The sequence below is a fragment of the Burkholderia sp. HMSC10F09 genome, assembly GCF_001806955.1.
GTDB classification, from domain to species: Bacteria; Pseudomonadota; Gammaproteobacteria; order Burkholderiales; family Burkholderiaceae; genus Burkholderia; species Burkholderia multivorans.
The window spans coordinates 20,649-39,241 of sequence record NZ_KV786676.1 but is presented as its reverse complement, the minus strand read 5'-3'; the positions used below and the strand labels follow the sequence as shown (position 1 = coordinate 39,241).

Sequence of the window (18,593 nt, the reverse complement as noted above, 5' to 3'; positions counted from 1 at the left end):
GGTCGCGGTAAATTACTTTTTGTTATAATTTGAAGGTTTTGTAGTGTTGACGATCTATAAAACCCTGCTAGAATCCGCTCACATTGGTTGCAGGGTAAAGGCTTCGAGCCGCCAATCACCGATCCTTGACGCAGCGCGTCACCGTCCGCCGAAACCTGCACGGCGTGTTCGACGGTCTTGAGTCGTAGTCCCGACCAGCGCCTCCTGACGCTGGTTTTTTGCGTGGGTGCCACCGCGTATGCCCGCCTCGCCCAATGTGCGAAGGCGCCGGCCCAGTTCTACACCGTGGCCTCAAACGGTACTTATACCGTTTCCCCGATGCCTGTACGTCCCAACCAAGGCGTGCGGCGTCGTGATTCAGCGGCGCGTTTTCTGTCTCGCCATCGAGCCGGGCGAGCCGCACGAGTCATGTTCATGGGAGATGATCTGAATGAACGCTTGGTTATCGTGGCGTCCTAGCGAGCGGCATGCGCAATTCGTGCGCGACATGCTGCGTCGCGGGACGCGTGTCAGCCACCATCTGTTCAGCGTCGTCGGCTGTTTCGCCGTCGCCATCGCGCTTGCGCTCTGGCTGCTGCCGACCGTGCGCGGCACGCTGGCCGCAAAGCTGATGCCCATCGTGTCGGCGGCCGTCGAGGCCGGTCCGGCGCGTCTGCTGTCCGGCCATCCGCTGCCGAATTTCGCGCCGGCCGGTGCACAGCCGCAACCGCAAGACGACGGTCCGGAGACCGACGCGCTCGCCGCCGATCTCGACGTCGCAGCGGAAGCCACGGCCGCCGCGCAGAACGACGCATCGGACGTGGCCCGCAGCGGCCCGTCGCCGGTGGCGCTCGCGAAGCTGATCCCGACGCAGCGCGTGCCGGCCGATGCACGCGACGATCGTGCGCTGGCCTCGAACCGCGAACAGGCGCTCGTCGCGACGTATCTGTCGCGCCGCTATCACGTCGCGCAGGAGCCGCTCGGCCGGCTCGTGAAGGCCGCGTTCGAAACCGGCCGCGACGTCGGCCTCGATCCGCTGCTGCTGCTCGCCGTGATGGCGATCGAATCGGGCTTCAATCCGTACGCGGAAAGCGGCGTCGGCGCGCAGGGCCTGATGCAGGTGATGTCGAAGGTCCATTCCGACAAGTTCGAATATTTCGGCGGCACCGACACCGCGCTGCAGCCGATCGCGAATCTGCAGGTCGGCGCGCTGGTGCTGAAGGACTGCATCGCGCGCGGCGGCTCGCTGGCGAACGGGCTGCGCCTGTACAACGGCTCGACGAATCCTGACGACAACGGCTACGGTCAGAAGGTGATGGCCGAGCGCGGTCGCCTGCGCGACGTCGCCCGCGGCCGCAGCGTGCCGATCAATGCGCCGCAGGCGCCCGCCAAGCCGATCGTCACCGCAGCGGTCACGACCGCAGCGGCCGGCGGCGCGAAGCGCGTGCACGTGACGCTCGACGGCGCGCAGCCGCTCGCCGCGAAGACGGCGCCGCCGAAGGCGCCGCAGCAGGCCGACGCGAGCGTCGATACGTCGAAGCAGGCGCGCGACGATCACTCGGATCTCGGCGCGTAAGGTCGGATTTACTCCGCGCCGAAATGGAAAAAGACACCCTCGGGTGTCTTTTTTCGTTTGGAGGGGCGCAGCAGCGGCGCGATCGCGCCGCGGCGACTCAGCGCCGCCCGAACAGCGCGGCGAGCCGGTCGACCGCTTCCTCGAGACGCGAGTAAGCGGTCGCATAGGACAGCCGGATATAGTCGTGCGGCGCATGAACGCCGAAATCCATCCCCGGCACCAGCACGACGCCCGCGTCGTGCAGCATCGCGTGCGTGAGCGCCGCGCTGTCGCCGGCGGCCGGATGGGCGACGCCGCCGCAGTGCGCGTAGACATAGAACGCGCCGTCCGGCATCACGGGCACGGTGAAGCCGAGCCGCTCGAGCGCCGGCGCGATGAAATCGCGGCGACGCTTGAATTCGAGGCGGCGCGCCTCGTAGATGTCGAGCGATGCCGGCTCGAAGCACGCGAGCGCCGCGTGCTGCGCGAGCGCGGACGGGCAGATGAACAGGTTCTGCGACAGTTTCTCGAACGTGCCGACGAGCGCCGGCGGCACGACGAGCCAGCCGAGCCGCCAGCCGGTCATGCTGAAGTACTTCGAGAAGCTGTTCACGGTGACGACGTCGTCGCCGAACGACAGCGCGGACACCGGCGGCGCATCGTAGCTGAGCCCCTGATAGATCTCGTCGACGATCGTGAAGCCGCCGCGCGCGCGGACCGCTTCGACGATCCGTTTCAGCTCGTCCGGCTCGAGCGAGGTGCCGGTCGGATTCGATGGCGACGCGAGCAGCACGCCGCGCGTGCGTTCGTTCCAGCGCGTGCGCACGTCGTCGGCGGTCAGCTGGAAACGCGCTTCCGGGCCGCTCGGCACGAGCACCGGCCGGCCTTCGGCGGCCGCGACGAAGTGCCGGTTGCACGGATATGACGGGTCGGGCATCAGCACCTCGTCGTCGCGGCCGACGAGCGCGAGGCACGCGAGCAGCAGCGCCGCCGACGCGCCGGCCGTCACGACGATCCGCTCCGGCGCGATCGTCAAGCCGTAGGCGCGTGCATAGTGCGCGGCGATCGCCTCGCGCAGCGGCGCGATGCCGAGCGCGCTCGTATATTGCGTGACGCCGCGGCGCAACGCGGCCGCCGCCGCTTCGACGACCGGCTCCGGCGCGGTGAAATCGGGCTCGCCTATGCCCATGTGGATAACGTCGCGCCCGGCAGACTCGAGCTGCTGTGCCTCCTTCATCAGTTCCATCACGTAGAAGGGCTGGATCGCGTCGACGCGGGCGGCGAGCTTGACGAGCGAATCGGCGGTGGTGTTCATCGGTCGGGGCGGTTACGCGCGTAAAACGGAAAACGTCGGAAAAACGTCGGGAAATGGGCGAAAAAAACGGGCGCTTGCGCGCCCGTCCGGAACGACGGAATCAGCCGTTGCGGCGCGCTTGCGTTTCGGCCGGCCGCAGCTTCGCGGCCAGCTTGTCGAGCACGCCGTTCACGTACTTGTAGCCGTCCGAGCCGCCGAACGTCTTCGCGAGTTCGACTGCTTCGTTGATGACCACGCGGTACGGCGTTTCGATGTGGTGCGTGAGCTCGAACGTCGCGATCAGCAGCACCGCGCGTTCGACCGGCGACAGCTGGTCGATCGGGCGGTCCAGCGACGGCGTCAGCGCGTCGACGAGTGTGGCGTGCTCGCGGATCACACCGTGCAGGATCGCGTCGAGCAGCGCCTTGTCAGCCTTGTCGTACCCGAGCGCGCCGCGCAGTTGCGCGTCGATCTCGCCGGAGGACGCGTTCGACAGCAGCCATTGATACAGGCCCTGCGTCGCCAGCTCGCGCGATTGTCGGCGGGCGCTCTTCTTCATGCGCGCTCCTCTTCGTCGTCTTCGTCCTCTTCTTCGTCCTCGTCGTCGTCGCCGAGCTGGTCGAGCGCCATCGTCAGGTTGGCCATCTCGACCGCGACGCGTGCCGCGTCACGACCTTTTTCGGTCATGCGGGCGACAGCCTGCTCGTCGTTTTCGGTGGTGAGCACCGCGTTCGCGATCGGCACGTTGAAGTCGAGCGCGATGCGGGTGATGCCCGCACCGCTTTCGTTCGACACGAGTTCGAAGTGATACGTCTCGCCGCGGATGACCGCGCCGAGCGCGATCAGTGCGTCGAACTGGCCGCTTTCCGCGAGCTTTTGCAGCGCGAGCGGGATTTCCAGCGCGCCGGGAACCGACACGAGCAGCACGTCTTCGCCGGCGACGCCGAGGCGCTCCAGTTCTTCGACGCAAGCGTCCGCGAGGCCGTTGCACACGGGCTCGTTGAAGCGCGATTGCACGATGCCGATACGCAGGCCGTCGCCTTCGAGATTCGGTTGGTATTGTCCGATTTCCATGATCTGTCCGTGGTTGGATGAACGGTTATAGGGCGAAAGCGCCGTGGCGGGTCACGCGTGCGGCGCCGGGCAGGGCTTGGCCTCGCCGCCGGGCATCGGAACGAAACCCGTCACTTCGAGACCGTAGCCGGACATGCTGCCCAGCTTGCGCGGATTCGACAGCACCTGCATCTTGCCGACGCCGACATCGCGCAGAATCTGCGCGCCGATGCCGAACGTCTTGAAATCGACCGGCCGGCGCTTCAGCGCGGCCGCCTTCTCTTCCTCGTCGAACGCCTTGAACACGTCGACGAGATGTTCCTTCGTATCGCCGCAATTGAGCAGCACGACGACGCCGAGGTCGCGCCGCGCGATCTCGCGCATCGCGGCGTCGAGCGTCCACGAGTGCGTCGACACGCCCGTTTCGAGCAGATCGAGCACCGACAGCGGCTCGTGCACGCGCACCGGCGTGTCGGCGTCCGGCGACGGCTGGCCGCGCACGAGCGCGATGTGCGGCGAGCCGGTCGGCTGGTCGCGGTAGAGCACCGCGCGGAACGCGCCGTGCGCGGTCTGCATCGTGCGCTCGGCGACGCGCTCGATGATCGATTCGGTGCGGCTGCGGTAGTGGATCAGGTCGGCAATCGTGCCGATCTTCAGACCGTGCTGCTGCGCGAACTCGATCAGGTCGGGCAGGCGCGCCATCGTCCCGTCGTCCTTGATGACCTCGCAGATCACCGCGGCCGGCGTGAGGCCCGCGAGCGCGGTGAGGTCGCAGCCTGCCTCGGTGTGCCCGGCGCGCACGAGCACGCCGCCCGGCTGCGCCATGATCGGGAATACGTGGCCCGGCTGCACGATCTGCTCGGGACGCGCGTCGTGCGCGACCGCGGTCGCGATCGTATGTGCCCGGTCGGCCGCCGAGATCCCGGTCGTCACGCCTTCGGCGGCTTCGATGCTGACCGTGAACGCGGTGCCGTACTGCGTGCCGTTGCGGTACGTCATCAGCGGCAGTTGCAGCTGCTTGCAGCGTTCCTGCGTCAACGTCAGACAAATGAGACCGCGGCCGTACTTGGCCATGAAGTTGATCGCTTCCGGCGTGACGAATTCGGCGGCAATCACGAGGTCGCCTTCGTTTTCGCGGTCTTCTTCGTCGACGAGGATCACCATCCGGCCGGCTTTCAGCTCGGCGATGATGTCGGGCGTGGAGGCGAGCGTCATAAGGGGGCGAGAAAGAGGAAAGTGCGTATTTTACGCTAGCCGCGCCGCGTTTCGGCCGGCGCCCCCGCGCACGGCCCGCGAACGGGCCGGAACGCGGCGCGGCCGGGCGTCGTCAGGGCTGCTCGTTGCGGCCGAGGTAGTCGAGCTTGCCGAGCTCGACGCCGTTGTGGCGCAGGATGTCGTACGCCGTCGTGACGTGAAAGAAGAAGTTCGGCAGCACGAAGTGCAGCAGGTAGGACTGGCCCGTGAATTCGATCGGGCCGACGCGCATCTTCAGCACGATCTGGCGCGTTTCGCTGCCGTCGATCTGCGCGGCGTCGAAGCTTTTCAGATAGTCGATCGTCTTCTGGATGCGCGCGTGCAGTTCGTCGAACGTCTGTTCGACGTCCGGGTAGCTCGGGATGTCGACGCCGGCGAGCCGCGCCGCGCAGCCCTTCGCGGTGTCGGTCGCGATGTAGACCTGGCGCACGAGCGGCAGCATGTCCGGATAGAGACGCGCGCCGACGAACACCGACGGATCGATCTGCTTTTCGGCCGCGTGCGCCTGGGCCTTGCCGAGGATGTGCTGCAGGTTGGTCAGGCCACGGATCAGCACGGGCAGCGAGGCCTGGTACATCGAGATGGACATGGGTACGACTCCTTGTGGAAGAGGGCGGCGGCGCGCCATGCGTTGCGGTGTCGGAACCGCTGTCGTCGCATCTTAGCGCGGCCGCGTGTCGCGTGCGCGTCGATGGCCGTTCGACCAGGGGTTGGCGCAACGCGGCGACGCTCACGCGTGCCGCAGCCAGTCGATCATCCGTCGGTGCCGGTCCGCGACGTTGGCCGGCGATTGCGGCACGTGATCGTCGCCCCAGTAGCGGATCAGCCGCACGTCGCGCTTCAACTGCGACAGGGCCGCGAACATCCGCTCGCTCTGCTCGAGCGGCACGTAGTCGGCGTCGCCGTGAATCAGCAGTAGCGGCGTCGTGATCCGCGCCGCGTGCAGGATCGGACTGATCGCGCGATAGGCGTCGGGGCGGCTCCACGGCGCCGCGTCGAGGCGCCAGCTATTGTCTGCGAGGGTCTTGCCGTGCGGCTCGAAACGCTCGGGGCGCTCGTCGTCGCCCGTTTCGTAGCGCAGACGCGGATCGAGCGACGCGTAAAGCGCGGCCGCGTCGCTGATGCCGGCGCACGCCATCCCCGAACGGAACATCGGCGTGTGTGCGAGCAGCAGCATCGTCGCCCAGCCGCCGAGGCTCTGGCCGTACAGGTGCAGCCGGTCGCGATCGACGTATCCGGCTTCGACCGCCGCGTCGACGGCCGCGCGGACGTCGTCGAGCATCCTGTCCGCCATCGACGCCGGGTCGACGCCGAGCACGCTGCGCATGTTGACGTCGATCACCGCGAAGCCGTGCGCGGCGAACAGCTGGAAGTTGAACGGCAGCGGGCAGTCCGGCTCGTGAAACAGGTGCGGGTGGCGCGCGGTTTTCTCGTGCGGATACACCCACACGACCGCAGGCAGCGGCGCGCCCGCGTAGTCGGGCGGCAGCAGCACGTCGACGAAGCGCGGCCGGCCCGGTTGCCCGCCCCGACACGCCAGCCGGTGCGCGGTGCCAGTCGCGATGCCGGCCAGCTGGCGGTTGGTTTCGAATACGACCGTTGCGTCGTCTTGCGCGTCGGCCATCCGGACCGTCAGCCGCGTCGCGTCGCGGCCGTGTTCGATGAACGCGGCATATCGGCGGTCCGATTCCGGCGACACGCGTTCGCAGCGTACGCGGTCGTCGTCGGCGGCGGCGGCCGGCGCTTGTGCGTCTCCGTCTGCGTCGCGCGCGGCCGGCGGTTCGTCCGGCACCGACGCGCGCGACAGGGCCGCCTGCGCGCATTCGTCCGGCGACAGCGCGTGCAGCGTGCCGGCGACCGGATCGAACGCCCACCAGTCGGGCGCCCGCTCGACGCGCGTCGTGGCGAACGACCGGCTGTCGAGCACATCGGCTGTCGGCCGCCGGCCGCGCGCGTTGGCTTCCCACGCGTGGCGCGCGTTCGTGAACAGGCGGCGGTGCAGGTGCGCGGCGATCGGCGTGGCGCCTGGCGGGAGCAGCGGCAGCGCGACCCGGCCGTCCGCCAGCCAGCTGAACGGGCCGTCGCGATCGAGCGCCGACAGGTCGACGCTGCGCGACGTCGTGATCGGCGTCACGGCTCCGGTCGCCGGGTCGATCAGCACCGCGTGCGCCGCATCTTCATCGGCCGACAGCATGAGCGCGGCGATCCACCGCCCGTCGGGCGACCAGGCAGGCGACCCGCAGGCGCGGCCGGTCCGCACGTCGCCGGCGAGCCGCCGCAGCGCGCGCTCGGCCAAGACGAACAGGTACAGCTCGGCACGATCGAGGCCGCCGAGGTACGGGCGGTCGAAGCGCAGCGCATCGGCGAGCGGGCGAATGACGGCGAAGCAGATCGCGCCGCCGTCGGGCGACAGCAGGCAGGTGCGGCCGTAGCTGCGCTGGAAATCGTCGAGCGACAGCAGATCGTCGACGGTGAAGCGGCGGGGTTGCGCGGAATCGGGGCGGGCGGCTGTCACGCAGGCTCCTGATCGGATCGGCGAGTGCGGATAGACCGGCAGCGCCGGACGCGAGTTCCGGGCGATGCGCGGGCGGGCCGGGCTTCCCCGCGTGCTGCCGCCGGACAAAAGAAGACGCCAACCTGTGTGACAGGTTGGCGTTTCGTGCAGCGGATGACCGGTATCAGAACTGGTTCATCGTGTTGTCCTTGCCCGCCGCCTTCAGCGCTGCTTCGCCGCTGAAGTATTCCTTGTGGTCGTCGCCGATATCCGAGCCGGACATGTTCTGGTGCTTGACGCACGCGATGCCCTGACGGATTTCCTTGCGCTGCACGCCGGCCACGTAGCCGAGCATGCCCTGGTCGCCGAAGTATTCCTTGGCCAGGTTGTCGGTCGACAGCGCGGCGGTGTGGTACGTCGGCAGCGTGATCAGGTGATGGAAGATCCCGGCTTCACGCGATGCATCGGCCTGGAAGGTGCGGATCTTTTCGTCGGCGAGCGCGGCCAGTTCGGAGTCGTCGTATTCGACGCTCATCAGTCGCGCGCGGTCGTATGCCGACACGTCCTTGCCCTCGGCCTTCATCGCGTCATACGCCTGCTGACGGAAGTTCAGCGTCCAGTTGAACGACGGGCTGTTGTTGTACACGAGCTTCGCGTTCGGGATGACCTTGCGGATCTCGCTGACCATGCCGCCGATCTGCGCGATGTGCGGCTTTTCGGTTTCGATCCAGAGCAGGTCGGCGCCGTTTTGCAGTGCGGTGATGCAATCCAGCACGCAGCGCGCTTCGCCCGTGCCGGCGCGGAACTGGAACAGGTTGCTCGGCAGGCGCTTCGGACGCAGCAGCTTGCCGTCGCGCTTGATGACGACGTCGCCGTTGCCCAGTGCGTCGGCCGAAATCTCGTCGCAGTCGAGGAACGAGTTGTACTGGTCGCCCAGGTCGCCCGGCTTGTGCGTCACGGCGATCTGCTTGGTCAGGCCGGCGCCCAGCGAGTCGGTGCGCGCGACGATGATGCCGTCGTCCACGCCCAGTTCCAGGAACGCGTAGCGGATCGCGCGGATCTTCGCGAGGAAGTCCTCGTGCGGCACGGTGACCTTGCCGTCCTGGTGGCCGCACTGCTTCTCGTCGGACACCTGGTTTTCGATCTGGATGCAGCATGCGCCCGCTTCGATGAACTGCTTGGCGAGCAGGTAGGTCGCTTCGGCGTTGCCGAAGCCTGCGTCGATGTCGGCGATGATCGGCACGACGTGCGTGACGTGGTTGTCGATCTTTTCCTGGATCGCGGCCTTGGCGGCAGCGCCTTCGGCGGCATCCAGCTCGCGGAACAGGCCGCCCAGCTCGCGGGCGTCGGCCTGGCGCAGGAACGTGTACAGCTCGCGGATCAGCGCGCTGACGGCGGTCTTTTCGTGCATCGACTGGTCCGGCAGCGGGCCGAACTCGGAGCGCAGCGCGGCGACCATCCAGCCCGACAGATACAGATAGCGGCGCTCGGTGCTGTTGAAGTGCTTCTTGATGGAGATCATCTTCTGCTGGCCGATGAAGCCGTGCCAGCAGCCCAGCGATTGCGTGTACTTGGATGGATCCGCATCGTAGGCGGCCATGTCGGCGCGCATGATCTTGGCCGTGTACCGGGCGATGTCCAGGCCCGTCTTGAACTTGTTCTGTGCGCGCATGCGCGCGGCGTACTCGGGATTGATCGCATCCCATGCGCTGCCGTGCGCTTCTTTCAACGCGGCAATTGCCTTGATGTCGTCCTGATACTGGGCCATGTGAATCTCCTGAGAAGAAAGCGTGTTTGAGAACCGGATTGAGTGGACCGCCACGTCTGCCGCAGCGAACTGCATGACTGCATTGTAGGGGCTTTTCGATGTGCGGAGGGGCTGTCTTATATAAGACATAGGACTAATTTGTTCTTTATTTTCAATGAGATAGGTTGCGCATGACGCGATTTGGAACATGGTTTCCAAAAAAAGCGCGGGCGCGGCGCGGCGGAATGCCGGCGAAGGTTCCGTAATGTGAAATGGTCTTTCGGGTGCTGAAGGCCCGGCAGTTTCGTCCGGATAAAACCGCGTCAGCCACGCAGCAGCACGACGGAGCGTGTCCGTTTCGTCGGGACGGACATCCCGATGGGCGATCAAACGTGGGTGGAAGCCGCCGGCGAAGCCAAGCCGTTCGTTGCAGAGTACGGCGACCCGGTTGAACAGGAATGACAACGCGCGTGGAAGCGGGCGTCGGTAGGGGGCGGAGGCAAAGCCGCGATTCGGCTGCCTGGCGCACGGGCGGAAAGGAGGCTGCCGCAGCTCAGGCGGACGCAGCGGACGCGCCCGCTGTTGCCTTCGCGGTCGTCAGGGAGCCGCAGCAACGAATAGGGAAGCGGGCGCTGGCGGGAGAGGGGGCGCGCGATCGGGTCGAATTCGACGGGAAGGTTCGTTCGACGATGTGCGTGACCCGGTCACGCGCGGACACGCGATGGAGCCTGACTGACAACGGCCCGTGCCGCCGACGCAGGCGTTGAAAGACTGTGCGAGCGGCGCGCTCCGCAGCGACGAAAGTCGGGCGGAGCAGCGCCGCTGCCCGCGGTCAGCTCGGTTCTACGGCCGAAGCGGTCGACAGCATTCTCTCCACATACCGCGCGATCATGTCGACCTCGAGATTGACCTTGTCACCGGCCTTCAGATGACGCAGCGTCGTGACCTCGACCGTATGCGGAATCAGATTGATCGAGAACTCGGAGCCGTCCGCCAGATCCTCGACCGAATTCACGGTCAGGCTCACGCCGTTGACCGTGATCGAACCCTTGTATGCGAGATAGCGGCCCAGCTCGCGCGGCGCGACGATGCGCAGCTCGTGCGACTCGCCGACCGGCGCGAAACGCGACACGGTGCCGAGGCCGTCGACGTGGCCCGACACGATATGGCCGCCGAGCCGGTCGTGCGCGCGCAGCGCCTTCTCGAGATTGACGTCGCCCGGCTGCGCGAGGCCGACCGTGCGGTTCAGGCTTTCGCGCGAAACCTCGACGTCGAAGGCGGCGTCGGTTTTCGCGATCACCGTCATGCACGCGCCCTGGATCGCGATGCTGTCGCCGAGCGCGACATCGGCAAGGTCGAGGCCGCCGGCCTGCACGGACAGGCGTACGCCCGCGTCGGGCGACGTGCCGAGCGGCGTGATCGATTCGATGCGGCCGACGGCCGCGACAATTCCGGTAAACATCGTGACGATTCCGTTCAATGAGTGGCGGGGGGCGGCGCAAAACGCGCCAGGATCCGCAGATCGTCGCCGATCCGCTCGATCTGGTGAAACACGAGTCGCGTGCGCGCGTCGAGGTTCGCCGGCGCGGCGAGGTCGAACATGCCGGCCGCGTCGGCGCCGAGCAGGCTCGGCGCGAGATAGACGAGCAGTTCGTCGACGCATTGCTCGCGCAGCAGCGACCCGTTCAGCTTGTGGCCGGCCTCGACGTGCAGTTCGTTGATGCCGCGCGCGCCGAGCGCGGACAGCATCGCGGGCAGGTCGACCTTGCCGTGCGCGTTCGCGAGCGGCACGATCTCTGCGCCGCGCGCCTTCAGCGCGGCTGCGCGCGCTTCGCCGGCCGCGTCGAGTGGGCCGCAGAAGATCAGCAGCGGCGCGCCTTCGAGCAGCCGCGCGTCGAGCGGCAGCTCGAGCCGGCTGTCGACCAGCACGCGCTGCGGCTGGCGCGGCGTGTCGATGCCGCGCACGGTCAGCAGCGGGTTGTCCTCACGTACGGTGCCGATGCCGGTGACGATCGCGCACGCGCGCGCGCGCCACGCATGGCCGTCCACGCGTGCGGCCTCGCCGGTAATCCACTGGCTTTCGCCGGACGGCAGCGCGGTGCGCCCGTCGAGCGTCGCGGCGCTCTTCATCCGCACCCACGGGCGGCCGCGCGTCATGCGCGACACGAAACCGATGTTCAGTTCGCCCGCCTCATGCGCGAGCAGCCCGCAGCGCACGTCGATGCCCGCGTCGCGCAACATGCCGAGGCCACGCCCCGACACCTGCGGGTTCGGGTCTTCCATCGCGGCGACGACTTTCGCGACGCGCGCGTCGATCAGCGCGTTCGCGCACGGCGGCGTGCGGCCGAAATGGCTGCACGGCTCGAGCGTCACGTAAACGGTCGAGCCGGCGACGTCGTGGCCGCGCGCGCGCGCATCCTTCAGTGCCTGCACTTCCGCGTGGTCGTGGCCGGCCGGCTGCGTGTAGCCTTCGCCGATCACATCGCCGCCCTTGACGATCACGCAGCCGACACGCGGATTCGGCGTGGTCGTATACATGCCGCGCGCCGCCAGCGCGAGCGCGCGCTGCATATGGGCGAAGTCGATATCCGAGAACATGCGCGCGGACCCGCGTCAGGCGGCGAGCGCGGCGAACGCGCGGCGCGCGGCCGCGAGCGTCGCGTCGATCACCGCGTCGTCGTGCGTGCTCGACACGAAGCCCGCTTCGTACGCGGACGGCGCGAAATACACGCCTTCGTCGAGCATCAGGTGGAAGAAGCGGTTGAAGCGCTCGATGTCGCTCTTCGTGACTTCGGCGAAGCTCGTCGGCACGCGCTCGGCGAAGTACAGGCCGAACATCGCACCGATCGAGTCGGCCGCGAACGGCACGCCTGCCGCGCGCGCTTCGGCCGCGAGGCCGTCGGCGAGCCGCTCGGTCTGTGCGGTGAGCGCGTCGTAGAAGCCGGGCGCCTGGATCAGCTGCAGCGTCTTCAGGCCCGCGGCGACCGCGATCGGGTTGCCCGACAGCGTGCCGGCCTGGTACACGCCGCCGAGCGGCGCGAGATGGGCCATGATGTCGCGGCGCCCGCCGAACGCGGCGGCCGGCATCCCGCCGCCGATCACCTTGCCGAGGCAGGTCAGGTCGGCCGCGATCCCGTAGTGCGCCTGCGCGCCGCCGAGCGCGACACGGAAGCCGCACATCACTTCGTCGAAGATCAGCACGGCGCCGTGCTTCGTGCACAGCGCGCGCAGTGCGTTGAGGAACTCGGGCGTGCCGCGCACGAGGTTCATGTTGCCGGCGACCGGCTCGACGATCACGGCCGCGATGTCGTCGCCGAACGCGCCGAACGCTTCTTCGAGCGCGGCGACGTTGTTGTATTCGAGGACGGTCGTGTGTTTCGCGATGTCGGCGGGCACGCCGGCCGAGGTCGGATTGCCGAACGTCAGCAGGCCGGAGCCGGCCTTCACGAGCAGGCTGTCCGCGTGACCGTGGTAGCAGCCTTCGAACTTCACGATGCGGCTGCGGCCCGTGAAGCCGCGCGCGAGCCGCAGTGCGCTCATCGTCGCTTCGGTGCCGCTCGACACCATCCGCACTTGTTCGATCGACGGCACGAGCTTGCAGATCTCTTCGGCGATCTCGATCTCGGCCTCGGTCGGCGCGCCGAACGAGAAGCCGTCGGCGAGCACCTTCTGCACGGCGTCGAGCACCTCGGGATGAACGTGGCCGACGATCATCGGGCCCCACGAGCCGATGTAGTCGATGTACTGCTTGCCGTCGGCATCCCAGAAGTACGGGCCTTGCGCGCGCGCGACGAAGCGCGGGGTGCCGCCGACCGAACGGAACGCGCGAACCGGCGAGTTGACGCCGCCGGGAATGGTCTTTTGGGCGCGTTCGAAGAGGATCTGATTGTTGGACATGAGCGAAACCTGCGAGAGAACGGCGCGGGGCCTGTGCACGGGCCGCCGCGCCTGGGCGGAACGATCGTCCGATTGTACCGGAGACGCGCGCGGCCAGCCGGGCCGCGGCTTGCGGCCTTTCGGCGCGTCGCGCCGGCCGCTTGCGACCGGCATGCGCGCCGCCTGCCGCCCCGTTATCGCGGCGGCTTGCGCCGGCCGCCGGTCAGTTCGGCCCAGCGCTTTTCGAGCGGGCCTTCGACCATCGGCTTGATCGACGTGCCGGAGGTCTGCGCGTCCCACGTTTGCACCGAGTACGGATGCACGCGCAGCGCGTCGCGCGGGATCACCACGTCCTGATGGCCGTCGACGAGCCAGTCGTAGACGAAATCGATGCAGAGCCGGTAGCCGCGCTTCGTCGTCGGATCGGGCACCTCGTACGGCGCGCGCGTCACGTAGCCCGATCCGAATATGCCCTTCGGCGCCTGCGCGACGCGATGCAGGAACACGCGGTCGCCCGGCAGGATGCTGCGGGCGAAGCCGCAGCCCCAGACGTCGTGCACGGCCTCGCCGGCCTTCACGCGCGCGGCGACGTCGGGCAGTTCGGGCCACGGCCACTTCTTGGGGCTCCAGATCAGCAGGAAGGCGGTCATCGGTTCGAGGCGCATTGTTCAGACAACGGACGCAAGCTTAATGCAATTCGCGCTCGCACCGCCGCGGATACGGCGCGTATTCCGGCGCGTCGCGCGGCCGTGTCACCGCGCGCACGGTCGTGCGAAAAAAGTTGCGCGTACAATCATGGGCCTGAGCGCGCCGTGTGCGGCGCGGCCCCGTCTTCACCGCCACGCGCGCCGCGAAGCGCGCGGGCTTCGACCCGGAATCCCATGTCTCACGTTGTCCGGCGCCGGCCCGATGCCCGGCTGATCCTGTTGCTCGGCGCGCTGGCCGCGTGCGGGCCGATCGCTACCGACATGTACCTGCCGAGCCTGCCGTCGATCGCGCAAGGCTTCTCCGTCAGCCCCGGCGCCGCGCAGCGCACGCTGACGAGCTTCATGGCCGGCTTCTCGATCGGCATGCTGCTGTACGGCCCGCTGTCCGACACGTGGGGCCGCAGGCCCGTGCTGCTCGGCGGTATCGCGCTGTTTACGCTCGCGAGCGTCGGCTGCTTCGTGTCGACGTCGATCGACATGCTGATCGTCGTGCGCTTTCTGCAGGCGCTCGGCGCCGGTGCGGCGTCGGTGCTCGCGCGGGCGATCGCGCGCGATGCGCACGAGCCGACCGATGCGGCGAAAGTGCTGTCGATGGTCGCGATCGTCACCGCGGTCGGCCCGCTGCTCGCGCCGCTGCTCGGCGGGCAGATCCTGCGTTTTGCCGGCTGGCGCGGCGTGTTCGTCGTGCTCGCCGCGTTCGGCGCGCTATGCGCGGCGACCGCATATCTGCGCGTGCCCGAAACCTGGCCGAAGGAGCGGCGCAAGAGCGCGGCCGTGCTCGCGTCGTTCGCGTCGTACGGGCGCATCCTGTCCGACCCCGTTGCGTGGGGCCACATGCTGTGCGGCGGGATGGCGTTCGCGTCGATGTTCTCGTACATCACCGCGACGCCGTTCGTGTACATCGAATATTTCCACGTGTCGCCGCAGCACTATGGCCTGCTGTTCGGGCTCAACGTGGTCGGCATCATGATCGGCAACTTCACGAATACGCGGCTCGTCGGCCGGGTCGGCTCGCTGCGCATCATCTCGGCCGCGTCGCTGCTGAGCTGCATCGCATCGCTCGCGGTCGCGCTCGTCGCGCTGACGGGGTGGGGCGGGCTGTGGTCGATCGTCGTCTGCCTGTTCTTCGTCGTCGGCGTGGTCGGGATTCTGTCCGCAAACTGCACGACCGACCTGATGCATCGCTATCCGCACAACGCGGGCGCGTCGGCAGCCGTGTTCGGTGCGATGCAGCTCGCGCTCGGCGCGCTCGCGAGCGTCGCCATCGGCGTGCTCGCGGACGGCACGCCGTTCGCGATGGGCGTGACGATCGGCGTGACCGGCGTGCTCTGTTTCGTCGGACGTTATCTCGTGCTGCGCTGGCACGGGCGGCCGGTCAAAGCGGCCGCCTGAGCGCGTCGCCGCATGCAAAACGCCACCGCGCGCATTTGCGCCGGTGGCGTTTTGCTTTGGGCACGCGCGGGCGTGCCCGCGTGCGTGCTGCGTCAGTCGCGCGCGACGTCCTTCGCGGCCGGCGATGCGCCGTGGCTGAGCCAGTCGAGCACGTCGGCCGTTTCCTCGTCGTTCGCGCGTGCCTTCGCCTGCGCGAGCGCTTCGGGCAGCGCGTCGTTCGGCGATGCGCGGCGGATCGCGACGCCGACCGCGAGGATGTCGATCATCAGCAGATGCAGAATCCGCGAGATCATCGACAGCTGCGACTCGCGCATCTCGATGTGATCGGTCTCGAGCGCGACAGTCGCGCGCTTCGCGAGCGGCGTATTGCTCGACGTGATCGCGATCACCTTCGCGCCCGCCTGCATCGCGACCTCGAGCACGCGCAGCAGCTCGGGCGCGCGTCCCGATTTCGACACCGCGACGATCACGTCGCCCTTGCCGAGCAGCGCGGCGGAGGCAGCCTGCATGTACAGGTCGCCGTACGCGATGGTCGGAATCCCGAAGCGGAAGAATTTGTAATGCGCGTCCTGCGCGACGATGTTCGAGTTGCCGAGCCCATAGAACTCGATGCGGCGTGCGCCGTTCAGGATCTCGATCGCGTTCTCGACATGCTCGAAATTCAGATGCTCGCGCAGCTGCAGGATCGCGGACACCGTGTTGTCGAGCACCTTCGCGCCGAAGTCGGTCGCCGTGTCGCCGAGATGCACCTGGCTGTGGCTCATCGGAATCGTGCCGGTGAGCCCGGTCGCGAGCTTCAGCTTGAAGTCGGACAGCCCCTGGCAGCCGAGCGAGCGGCAGAAGCGGATCACGGTCGGCTGGCTCACGTCGGCCTTGCGCGCGATGTCGACGATCGGATCGTTGATGATCGAGCGCGGATGGTTCAGCGCGAGATCGGCGACGCGGCGTTCGGCCGGCGTCAGCGCGTCGCGCATCTGGCGGATCCGCTCGAACACGGCCGACGACGCGCCGCCCGAGCGGTTCGACAGCTGCTCCGCGAGAATCGCCGACACACCGAGGAACGCCGGATATTCGGCCGTGATCAGGTAGGTCGGGATGTTCTGCAGATAGTGCGTGAAGCGGCCCTTCGCCTCGAAGCGCGCGCGGAACGACGAGCGCGTGAACAGTTCGCCGAGCTTCAGCGCGACGCCGCCGCCGATATAGACACCGCCGAGCGCGCCGAGCGTCAGCGCGACGCTGCCCGCGAACGAGCCGAGGATGCCGCAGAAGCACTCGACCGTCTCGAGCGCGAGCGCATCGCCCGCATGCGCGCGCTCGACGACTTCGGCGGTATCGACGCTCGCGGCGACGCGCTTCTTGTCGCGCGCGGCGAGCGCGCGATAGATGATCTCGATGCCGGGCCCCGCGCAGACGCGCTCGAACGACACGTGCGGAAACTTCTTGCGCGCGTACTGCAGCACGAGATCCTCGCGTTCGTCCTGCGGGGCGAACGATGCGTGGCCGCCTTCGCTGCCGAGTGCGATCCAGCGGTCGTCGGCGGGAATCAATCCCGAGACGCCGAGGCCCGTGCCGGGCCCGAGCAGCCCGATTACGCTGTTCTGGCGGCGCGTGCCGCCGCCGATCTGCACGCGCTGCGCGTCGGTCAGCCCCGGCAGCGCCATCGCGAGCGCCGTGAAGTCGTTGACGACGAGCAGCGTATCGAAGCCGAGCGCGCGGCGCGTCGCCTCGATCGAGAAGCTCCAGTCGTGGTTCGTCATCGTCACCTGATCGCCGTCGACCGGATTCGCGATCGCGATCGCCGCATGGTTCACGCGGCTGATCTTCACGTCTTTCAGGTATTTGCGGATCGCATCGGTGAGCGTCGGATAATCGGCGCCGGGATACACGCGGATCTGCGTGATCTCGCCCGGCCCGGTTTCCAGCGCGAAGCGCGCGTTGGTGCCGCCGACGTCCGCGAGCAGGCGCGGGCCGTCGGCATGCTGGCCCGCGACGACGGCCTTACTTTGCGCACCAGTAGACATCGAGCTTGGTCCCCTTGTCGTTGGCCAGTTGGGAAATCGCGTTCTTCTGCAGCGACGCGGCCGCGGCGTCGAGCACTTCGCGCTTGCGGTCGCCCGCGATCAGCAGGAACAGGCGTCCGACGCGCTTGAGCGCGTCGAGCGACAGGCTCACGCGCGCGTGCGGCGCGGCGCCCGGATGCACGGCGACGAAACGCTCGGGCGTCGCGATCGCGTGGTCCCATTCGGGCGCGTCCGCGAAGATCGACGCGGTGTGGCCGTCCTCGCCCATGCCGAGCACGGCGACGTCGGGCACGCGGTAGTCGGGGTTGGCGTTCAGCGCGGCGACATGCGCGTCGAGCGCGGCGCGCGTGTCGACGAGCGGCAGGAAGCGGGCGGGCGCGGCCGCATGCTGCAGCAGCGTGTCGCGCACGAGGCGCGCGTTGCTCGCCGCATCGTCGTCCGGCACCCAGCGGTCGTCGACCAGCGTCACGTCGACGCCGGCCCAGTCGAGCGCGGCGTGCGACAGCGTTTGCAGGAACGGGCGCGGGCTCGTGCCGCCGGACACCGCGAGCAGCGGCCGCGCGGGCCGCGCGCGTGCCGCGCGCAGCGCGTCGCCGACGGCCTGCGCGAGCGCTTCGCTTTGCGCTTCCTGGGTGTCGAAAGCGTGGATCTCGATCACATCTCCTCCGGACTGCTTTGTCTGTTCAAATCGTGTCGTTCATGCGACGCGATGCCGGGCCGCCGCGCGGCGCGGCCACGCGCGCATCAGTTTTCTTCTTCGAGCCAGCACGTGCCGTGCTGCGCGAGCATCGCGCTCGACGCGGCCGGCCCCCACGTGCCTGCCGCATAGGGCTTCGGCGGCTTCAGCGAGCGCGCCCATTCGTTGAGGATCGGCTCGACCCAGCGCCACGCGGCTTCCTGCTCGTCGCGGCGCACGAACAGCGCGAGGCGACCGTTGATCACGTCGAGCAGCAGGCGCTGATACGCCTCCATCTGTCCTTCCTTGAAGAACTGATCGAATGCGAGATCGAGGTGCACGCTGGCAAGATTCATTCCTTCGCCCGGCTGCTTCGCGAGGCAGTAGAGGCGAATCGTCTCGTTCGGCTGCAGACGGATCACGAGGCGGTTTGCGCCGGGACGCAGCGCGGTCGGCCCGAGCGCCGAATGCGGGACCGGCCGGAAATTGACGACGATTTCCGCGACGCGATCGGCCAGCCGCTTGCCGGTGCGCAGGAAGAACGG

The 18,593-nt window shown here is 68.2% G+C and carries 15 protein-coding genes and 1 pseudogene; 2 read left to right on the top strand and 14 right to left on the bottom strand.

The genetic code is table 11. The features are described 5' to 3' along the window. Nucleotides 1-430: 430 nt before the first annotated feature. Complete coding sequence (locus HMPREF3115_RS11855) at nucleotides 431-1,555, top strand: transglycosylase SLT domain-containing protein (RefSeq protein ID WP_006400829.1); 1,125 nt, start codon at nucleotides 431-433, stop codon at nucleotides 1,553-1,555. A 97-nt stretch (nucleotides 1,556-1,652) separates the two neighbouring features. Here the strand turns inward: HMPREF3115_RS11855 and HMPREF3115_RS11850 are convergent, their stop codons facing one another. The 11 genes from HMPREF3115_RS11850 to HMPREF3115_RS11800 form a co-directional block, all read right to left on the bottom strand. Further along, nucleotides 1,653-2,849: a pyridoxal phosphate-dependent aminotransferase gene (locus tag HMPREF3115_RS11850; RefSeq protein ID WP_006406288.1), complete on the bottom strand. Its 1,197-nt coding sequence runs from the start codon at nucleotides 2,847-2,849 to the stop codon at nucleotides 1,653-1,655. Nucleotides 2,850-2,949: 100 nt separating this feature from the next. Then, nucleotides 2,950-3,387 (bottom strand): transcription antitermination factor NusB, encoded by a 438-nt coding sequence (nusB, locus tag HMPREF3115_RS11845; protein WP_006400827.1) that lies wholly within the window; start codon nucleotides 3,385-3,387, stop codon nucleotides 2,950-2,952. Next, complete coding sequence (gene ribH / locus HMPREF3115_RS11840; RefSeq protein ID WP_006400826.1) at nucleotides 3,384-3,902, bottom strand: 6,7-dimethyl-8-ribityllumazine synthase; 519 nt, start codon at nucleotides 3,900-3,902, stop codon at nucleotides 3,384-3,386. Before ribH ends, nusB begins: the two co-directional genes overlap by 4 nt. A gap of 51 nt (nucleotides 3,903-3,953) precedes the next feature. Continuing rightward, entirely contained in the window at nucleotides 3,954-5,096 is a 1,143-nt protein-coding gene (gene ribBA, locus HMPREF3115_RS11835; RefSeq protein ID WP_048994405.1) for a bifunctional 3,4-dihydroxy-2-butanone-4-phosphate synthase/GTP cyclohydrolase II, read from the bottom strand. A gap of 112 nt (nucleotides 5,097-5,208) precedes the next feature. Then, nucleotides 5,209-5,724: a DUF1993 domain-containing protein gene (locus HMPREF3115_RS11830; RefSeq protein ID WP_006406287.1), complete on the bottom strand. Its 516-nt coding sequence runs from the start codon at nucleotides 5,722-5,724 to the stop codon at nucleotides 5,209-5,211. A gap of 141 nt (nucleotides 5,725-5,865) precedes the next feature. Continuing rightward, complete coding sequence (locus HMPREF3115_RS11825) at nucleotides 5,866-7,650, bottom strand: S9 family peptidase (protein WP_070554500.1); 1,785 nt, start codon at nucleotides 7,648-7,650, stop codon at nucleotides 5,866-5,868. 163 nt (nucleotides 7,651-7,813) lie between these two features. Continuing rightward, nucleotides 7,814-9,397, bottom strand: a complete 1,584-nt coding sequence (locus tag HMPREF3115_RS11820; protein ID WP_053297530.1) for an isocitrate lyase — start codon at nucleotides 9,395-9,397, stop codon at nucleotides 7,814-7,816. An 811-nt stretch (nucleotides 9,398-10,208) separates the two neighbouring features. Continuing rightward, nucleotides 10,209-10,838, bottom strand: a complete 630-nt coding sequence (locus tag HMPREF3115_RS11815; RefSeq protein WP_070554498.1) for a riboflavin synthase — start codon at nucleotides 10,836-10,838, stop codon at nucleotides 10,209-10,211. Between the two features lie 14 nt (nucleotides 10,839-10,852). After that, the gene (ribD, locus tag HMPREF3115_RS11810; RefSeq protein ID WP_070554496.1) at nucleotides 10,853-11,974 is read right to left on the bottom strand and encodes a bifunctional diaminohydroxyphosphoribosylaminopyrimidine deaminase/5-amino-6-(5-phosphoribosylamino)uracil reductase RibD; all 1,122 of its coding nucleotides are present in this window, start codon (nucleotides 11,972-11,974) and stop codon (nucleotides 10,853-10,855) included. A 15-nt stretch (nucleotides 11,975-11,989) separates the two neighbouring features. Then, nucleotides 11,990-13,273 carry a glutamate-1-semialdehyde 2,1-aminomutase gene (gene hemL, locus HMPREF3115_RS11805; protein ID WP_006400821.1) on the bottom strand — a complete coding sequence of 428 codons (1,284 nt, stop codon included), beginning with the start codon at nucleotides 13,271-13,273 and terminating at the stop codon, nucleotides 11,990-11,992. A gap of 173 nt (nucleotides 13,274-13,446) precedes the next feature. Further along, complete coding sequence (locus HMPREF3115_RS11800) at nucleotides 13,447-13,902, bottom strand: hypothetical protein (protein ID WP_035489288.1); 456 nt, start codon at nucleotides 13,900-13,902, stop codon at nucleotides 13,447-13,449. A 231-nt stretch (nucleotides 13,903-14,133) separates the two neighbouring features. On the opposite strand from HMPREF3115_RS11800, the gene HMPREF3115_RS11790 reads away from it, so the two are divergent. Continuing rightward, complete coding sequence (locus HMPREF3115_RS11790) at nucleotides 14,134-15,351, top strand: Bcr/CflA family multidrug efflux MFS transporter (protein WP_006400819.1); 1,218 nt, start codon at nucleotides 14,134-14,136, stop codon at nucleotides 15,349-15,351. A gap of 92 nt (nucleotides 15,352-15,443) precedes the next feature. Here HMPREF3115_RS11790 and HMPREF3115_RS11785 read toward each other — a convergent pair whose 3' ends face one another. From HMPREF3115_RS11785 to HMPREF3115_RS32385, 3 genes and pseudogenes are all read right to left on the bottom strand, one after another. Then, nucleotides 15,444-17,372 carry a bifunctional transcriptional regulator/glucokinase gene (locus HMPREF3115_RS11785; protein WP_006400818.1) on the bottom strand — a complete coding sequence of 643 codons (1,929 nt, stop codon included), beginning with the start codon at nucleotides 17,370-17,372 and terminating at the stop codon, nucleotides 15,444-15,446. Continuing rightward, nucleotides 17,350-18,030, bottom strand: a complete 681-nt coding sequence (gene pgl, locus HMPREF3115_RS11780; RefSeq protein WP_012213937.1) for a 6-phosphogluconolactonase — start codon at nucleotides 18,028-18,030, stop codon at nucleotides 17,350-17,352. The genes HMPREF3115_RS11785 and pgl overlap by 23 nt, the downstream gene beginning before the upstream one ends. 86 nt (nucleotides 18,031-18,116) lie before the next feature. Beyond that, nucleotides 18,117-18,593: pseudogene (locus HMPREF3115_RS32385) on the bottom strand (glucose-6-phosphate dehydrogenase); the annotation flags it as partial.

Bases quoted from the DNA above. Each gene is read 5' to 3' on its own strand.
- HMPREF3115_RS11855 (WP_006400829.1), top strand. From the start codon at position 431: ATGAACGCTTGGTTATCGTGGCGTCCTAGCGAGCGGCATGCGCAATTC.
- HMPREF3115_RS11850 (WP_006406288.1), bottom strand. From the start codon at position 2,849: ATGAACACCACCGCCGATTCGCTCGTCAAGCTCGCCGCCCGCGTCGAC.
- nusB (WP_006400827.1), bottom strand. From the start codon at position 3,387: ATGAAGAAGAGCGCCCGCCGACAATCGCGCGAGCTGGCGACGCAGGGC.
- ribH (WP_006400826.1), bottom strand. From the start codon at position 3,902: ATGGAAATCGGACAATACCAACCGAATCTCGAAGGCGACGGCCTGCGT.
- ribBA (WP_048994405.1), bottom strand. From the start codon at position 5,096: ATGACGCTCGCCTCCACGCCCGACATCATCGCCGAGCTGAAAGCCGGC.
- HMPREF3115_RS11830 (WP_006406287.1), bottom strand. From the start codon at position 5,724: ATGTCCATCTCGATGTACCAGGCCTCGCTGCCCGTGCTGATCCGTGGC.
- HMPREF3115_RS11820 (WP_053297530.1), bottom strand. From the start codon at position 9,397: ATGGCCCAGTATCAGGACGACATCAAGGCAATTGCCGCGTTGAAAGAA.
- HMPREF3115_RS11815 (WP_070554498.1), bottom strand. From the start codon at position 10,838: ATGTTTACCGGAATTGTCGCGGCCGTCGGCCGCATCGAATCGATCACG.
- ribD (WP_070554496.1), bottom strand. From the start codon at position 11,974: ATGTTCTCGGATATCGACTTCGCCCATATGCAGCGCGCGCTCGCGCTG.
- hemL (WP_006400821.1), bottom strand. From the start codon at position 13,273: ATGTCCAACAATCAGATCCTCTTCGAACGCGCCCAAAAGACCATTCCC.
- HMPREF3115_RS11800 (WP_035489288.1), bottom strand. From the start codon at position 13,902: ATGACCGCCTTCCTGCTGATCTGGAGCCCCAAGAAGTGGCCGTGGCCC.
- HMPREF3115_RS11790 (WP_006400819.1), top strand. From the start codon at position 14,134: ATGTCTCACGTTGTCCGGCGCCGGCCCGATGCCCGGCTGATCCTGTTG.
- HMPREF3115_RS11785 (WP_006400818.1), bottom strand. From the start codon at position 17,372: ATGTCTACTGGTGCGCAAAGTAAGGCCGTCGTCGCGGGCCAGCATGCC.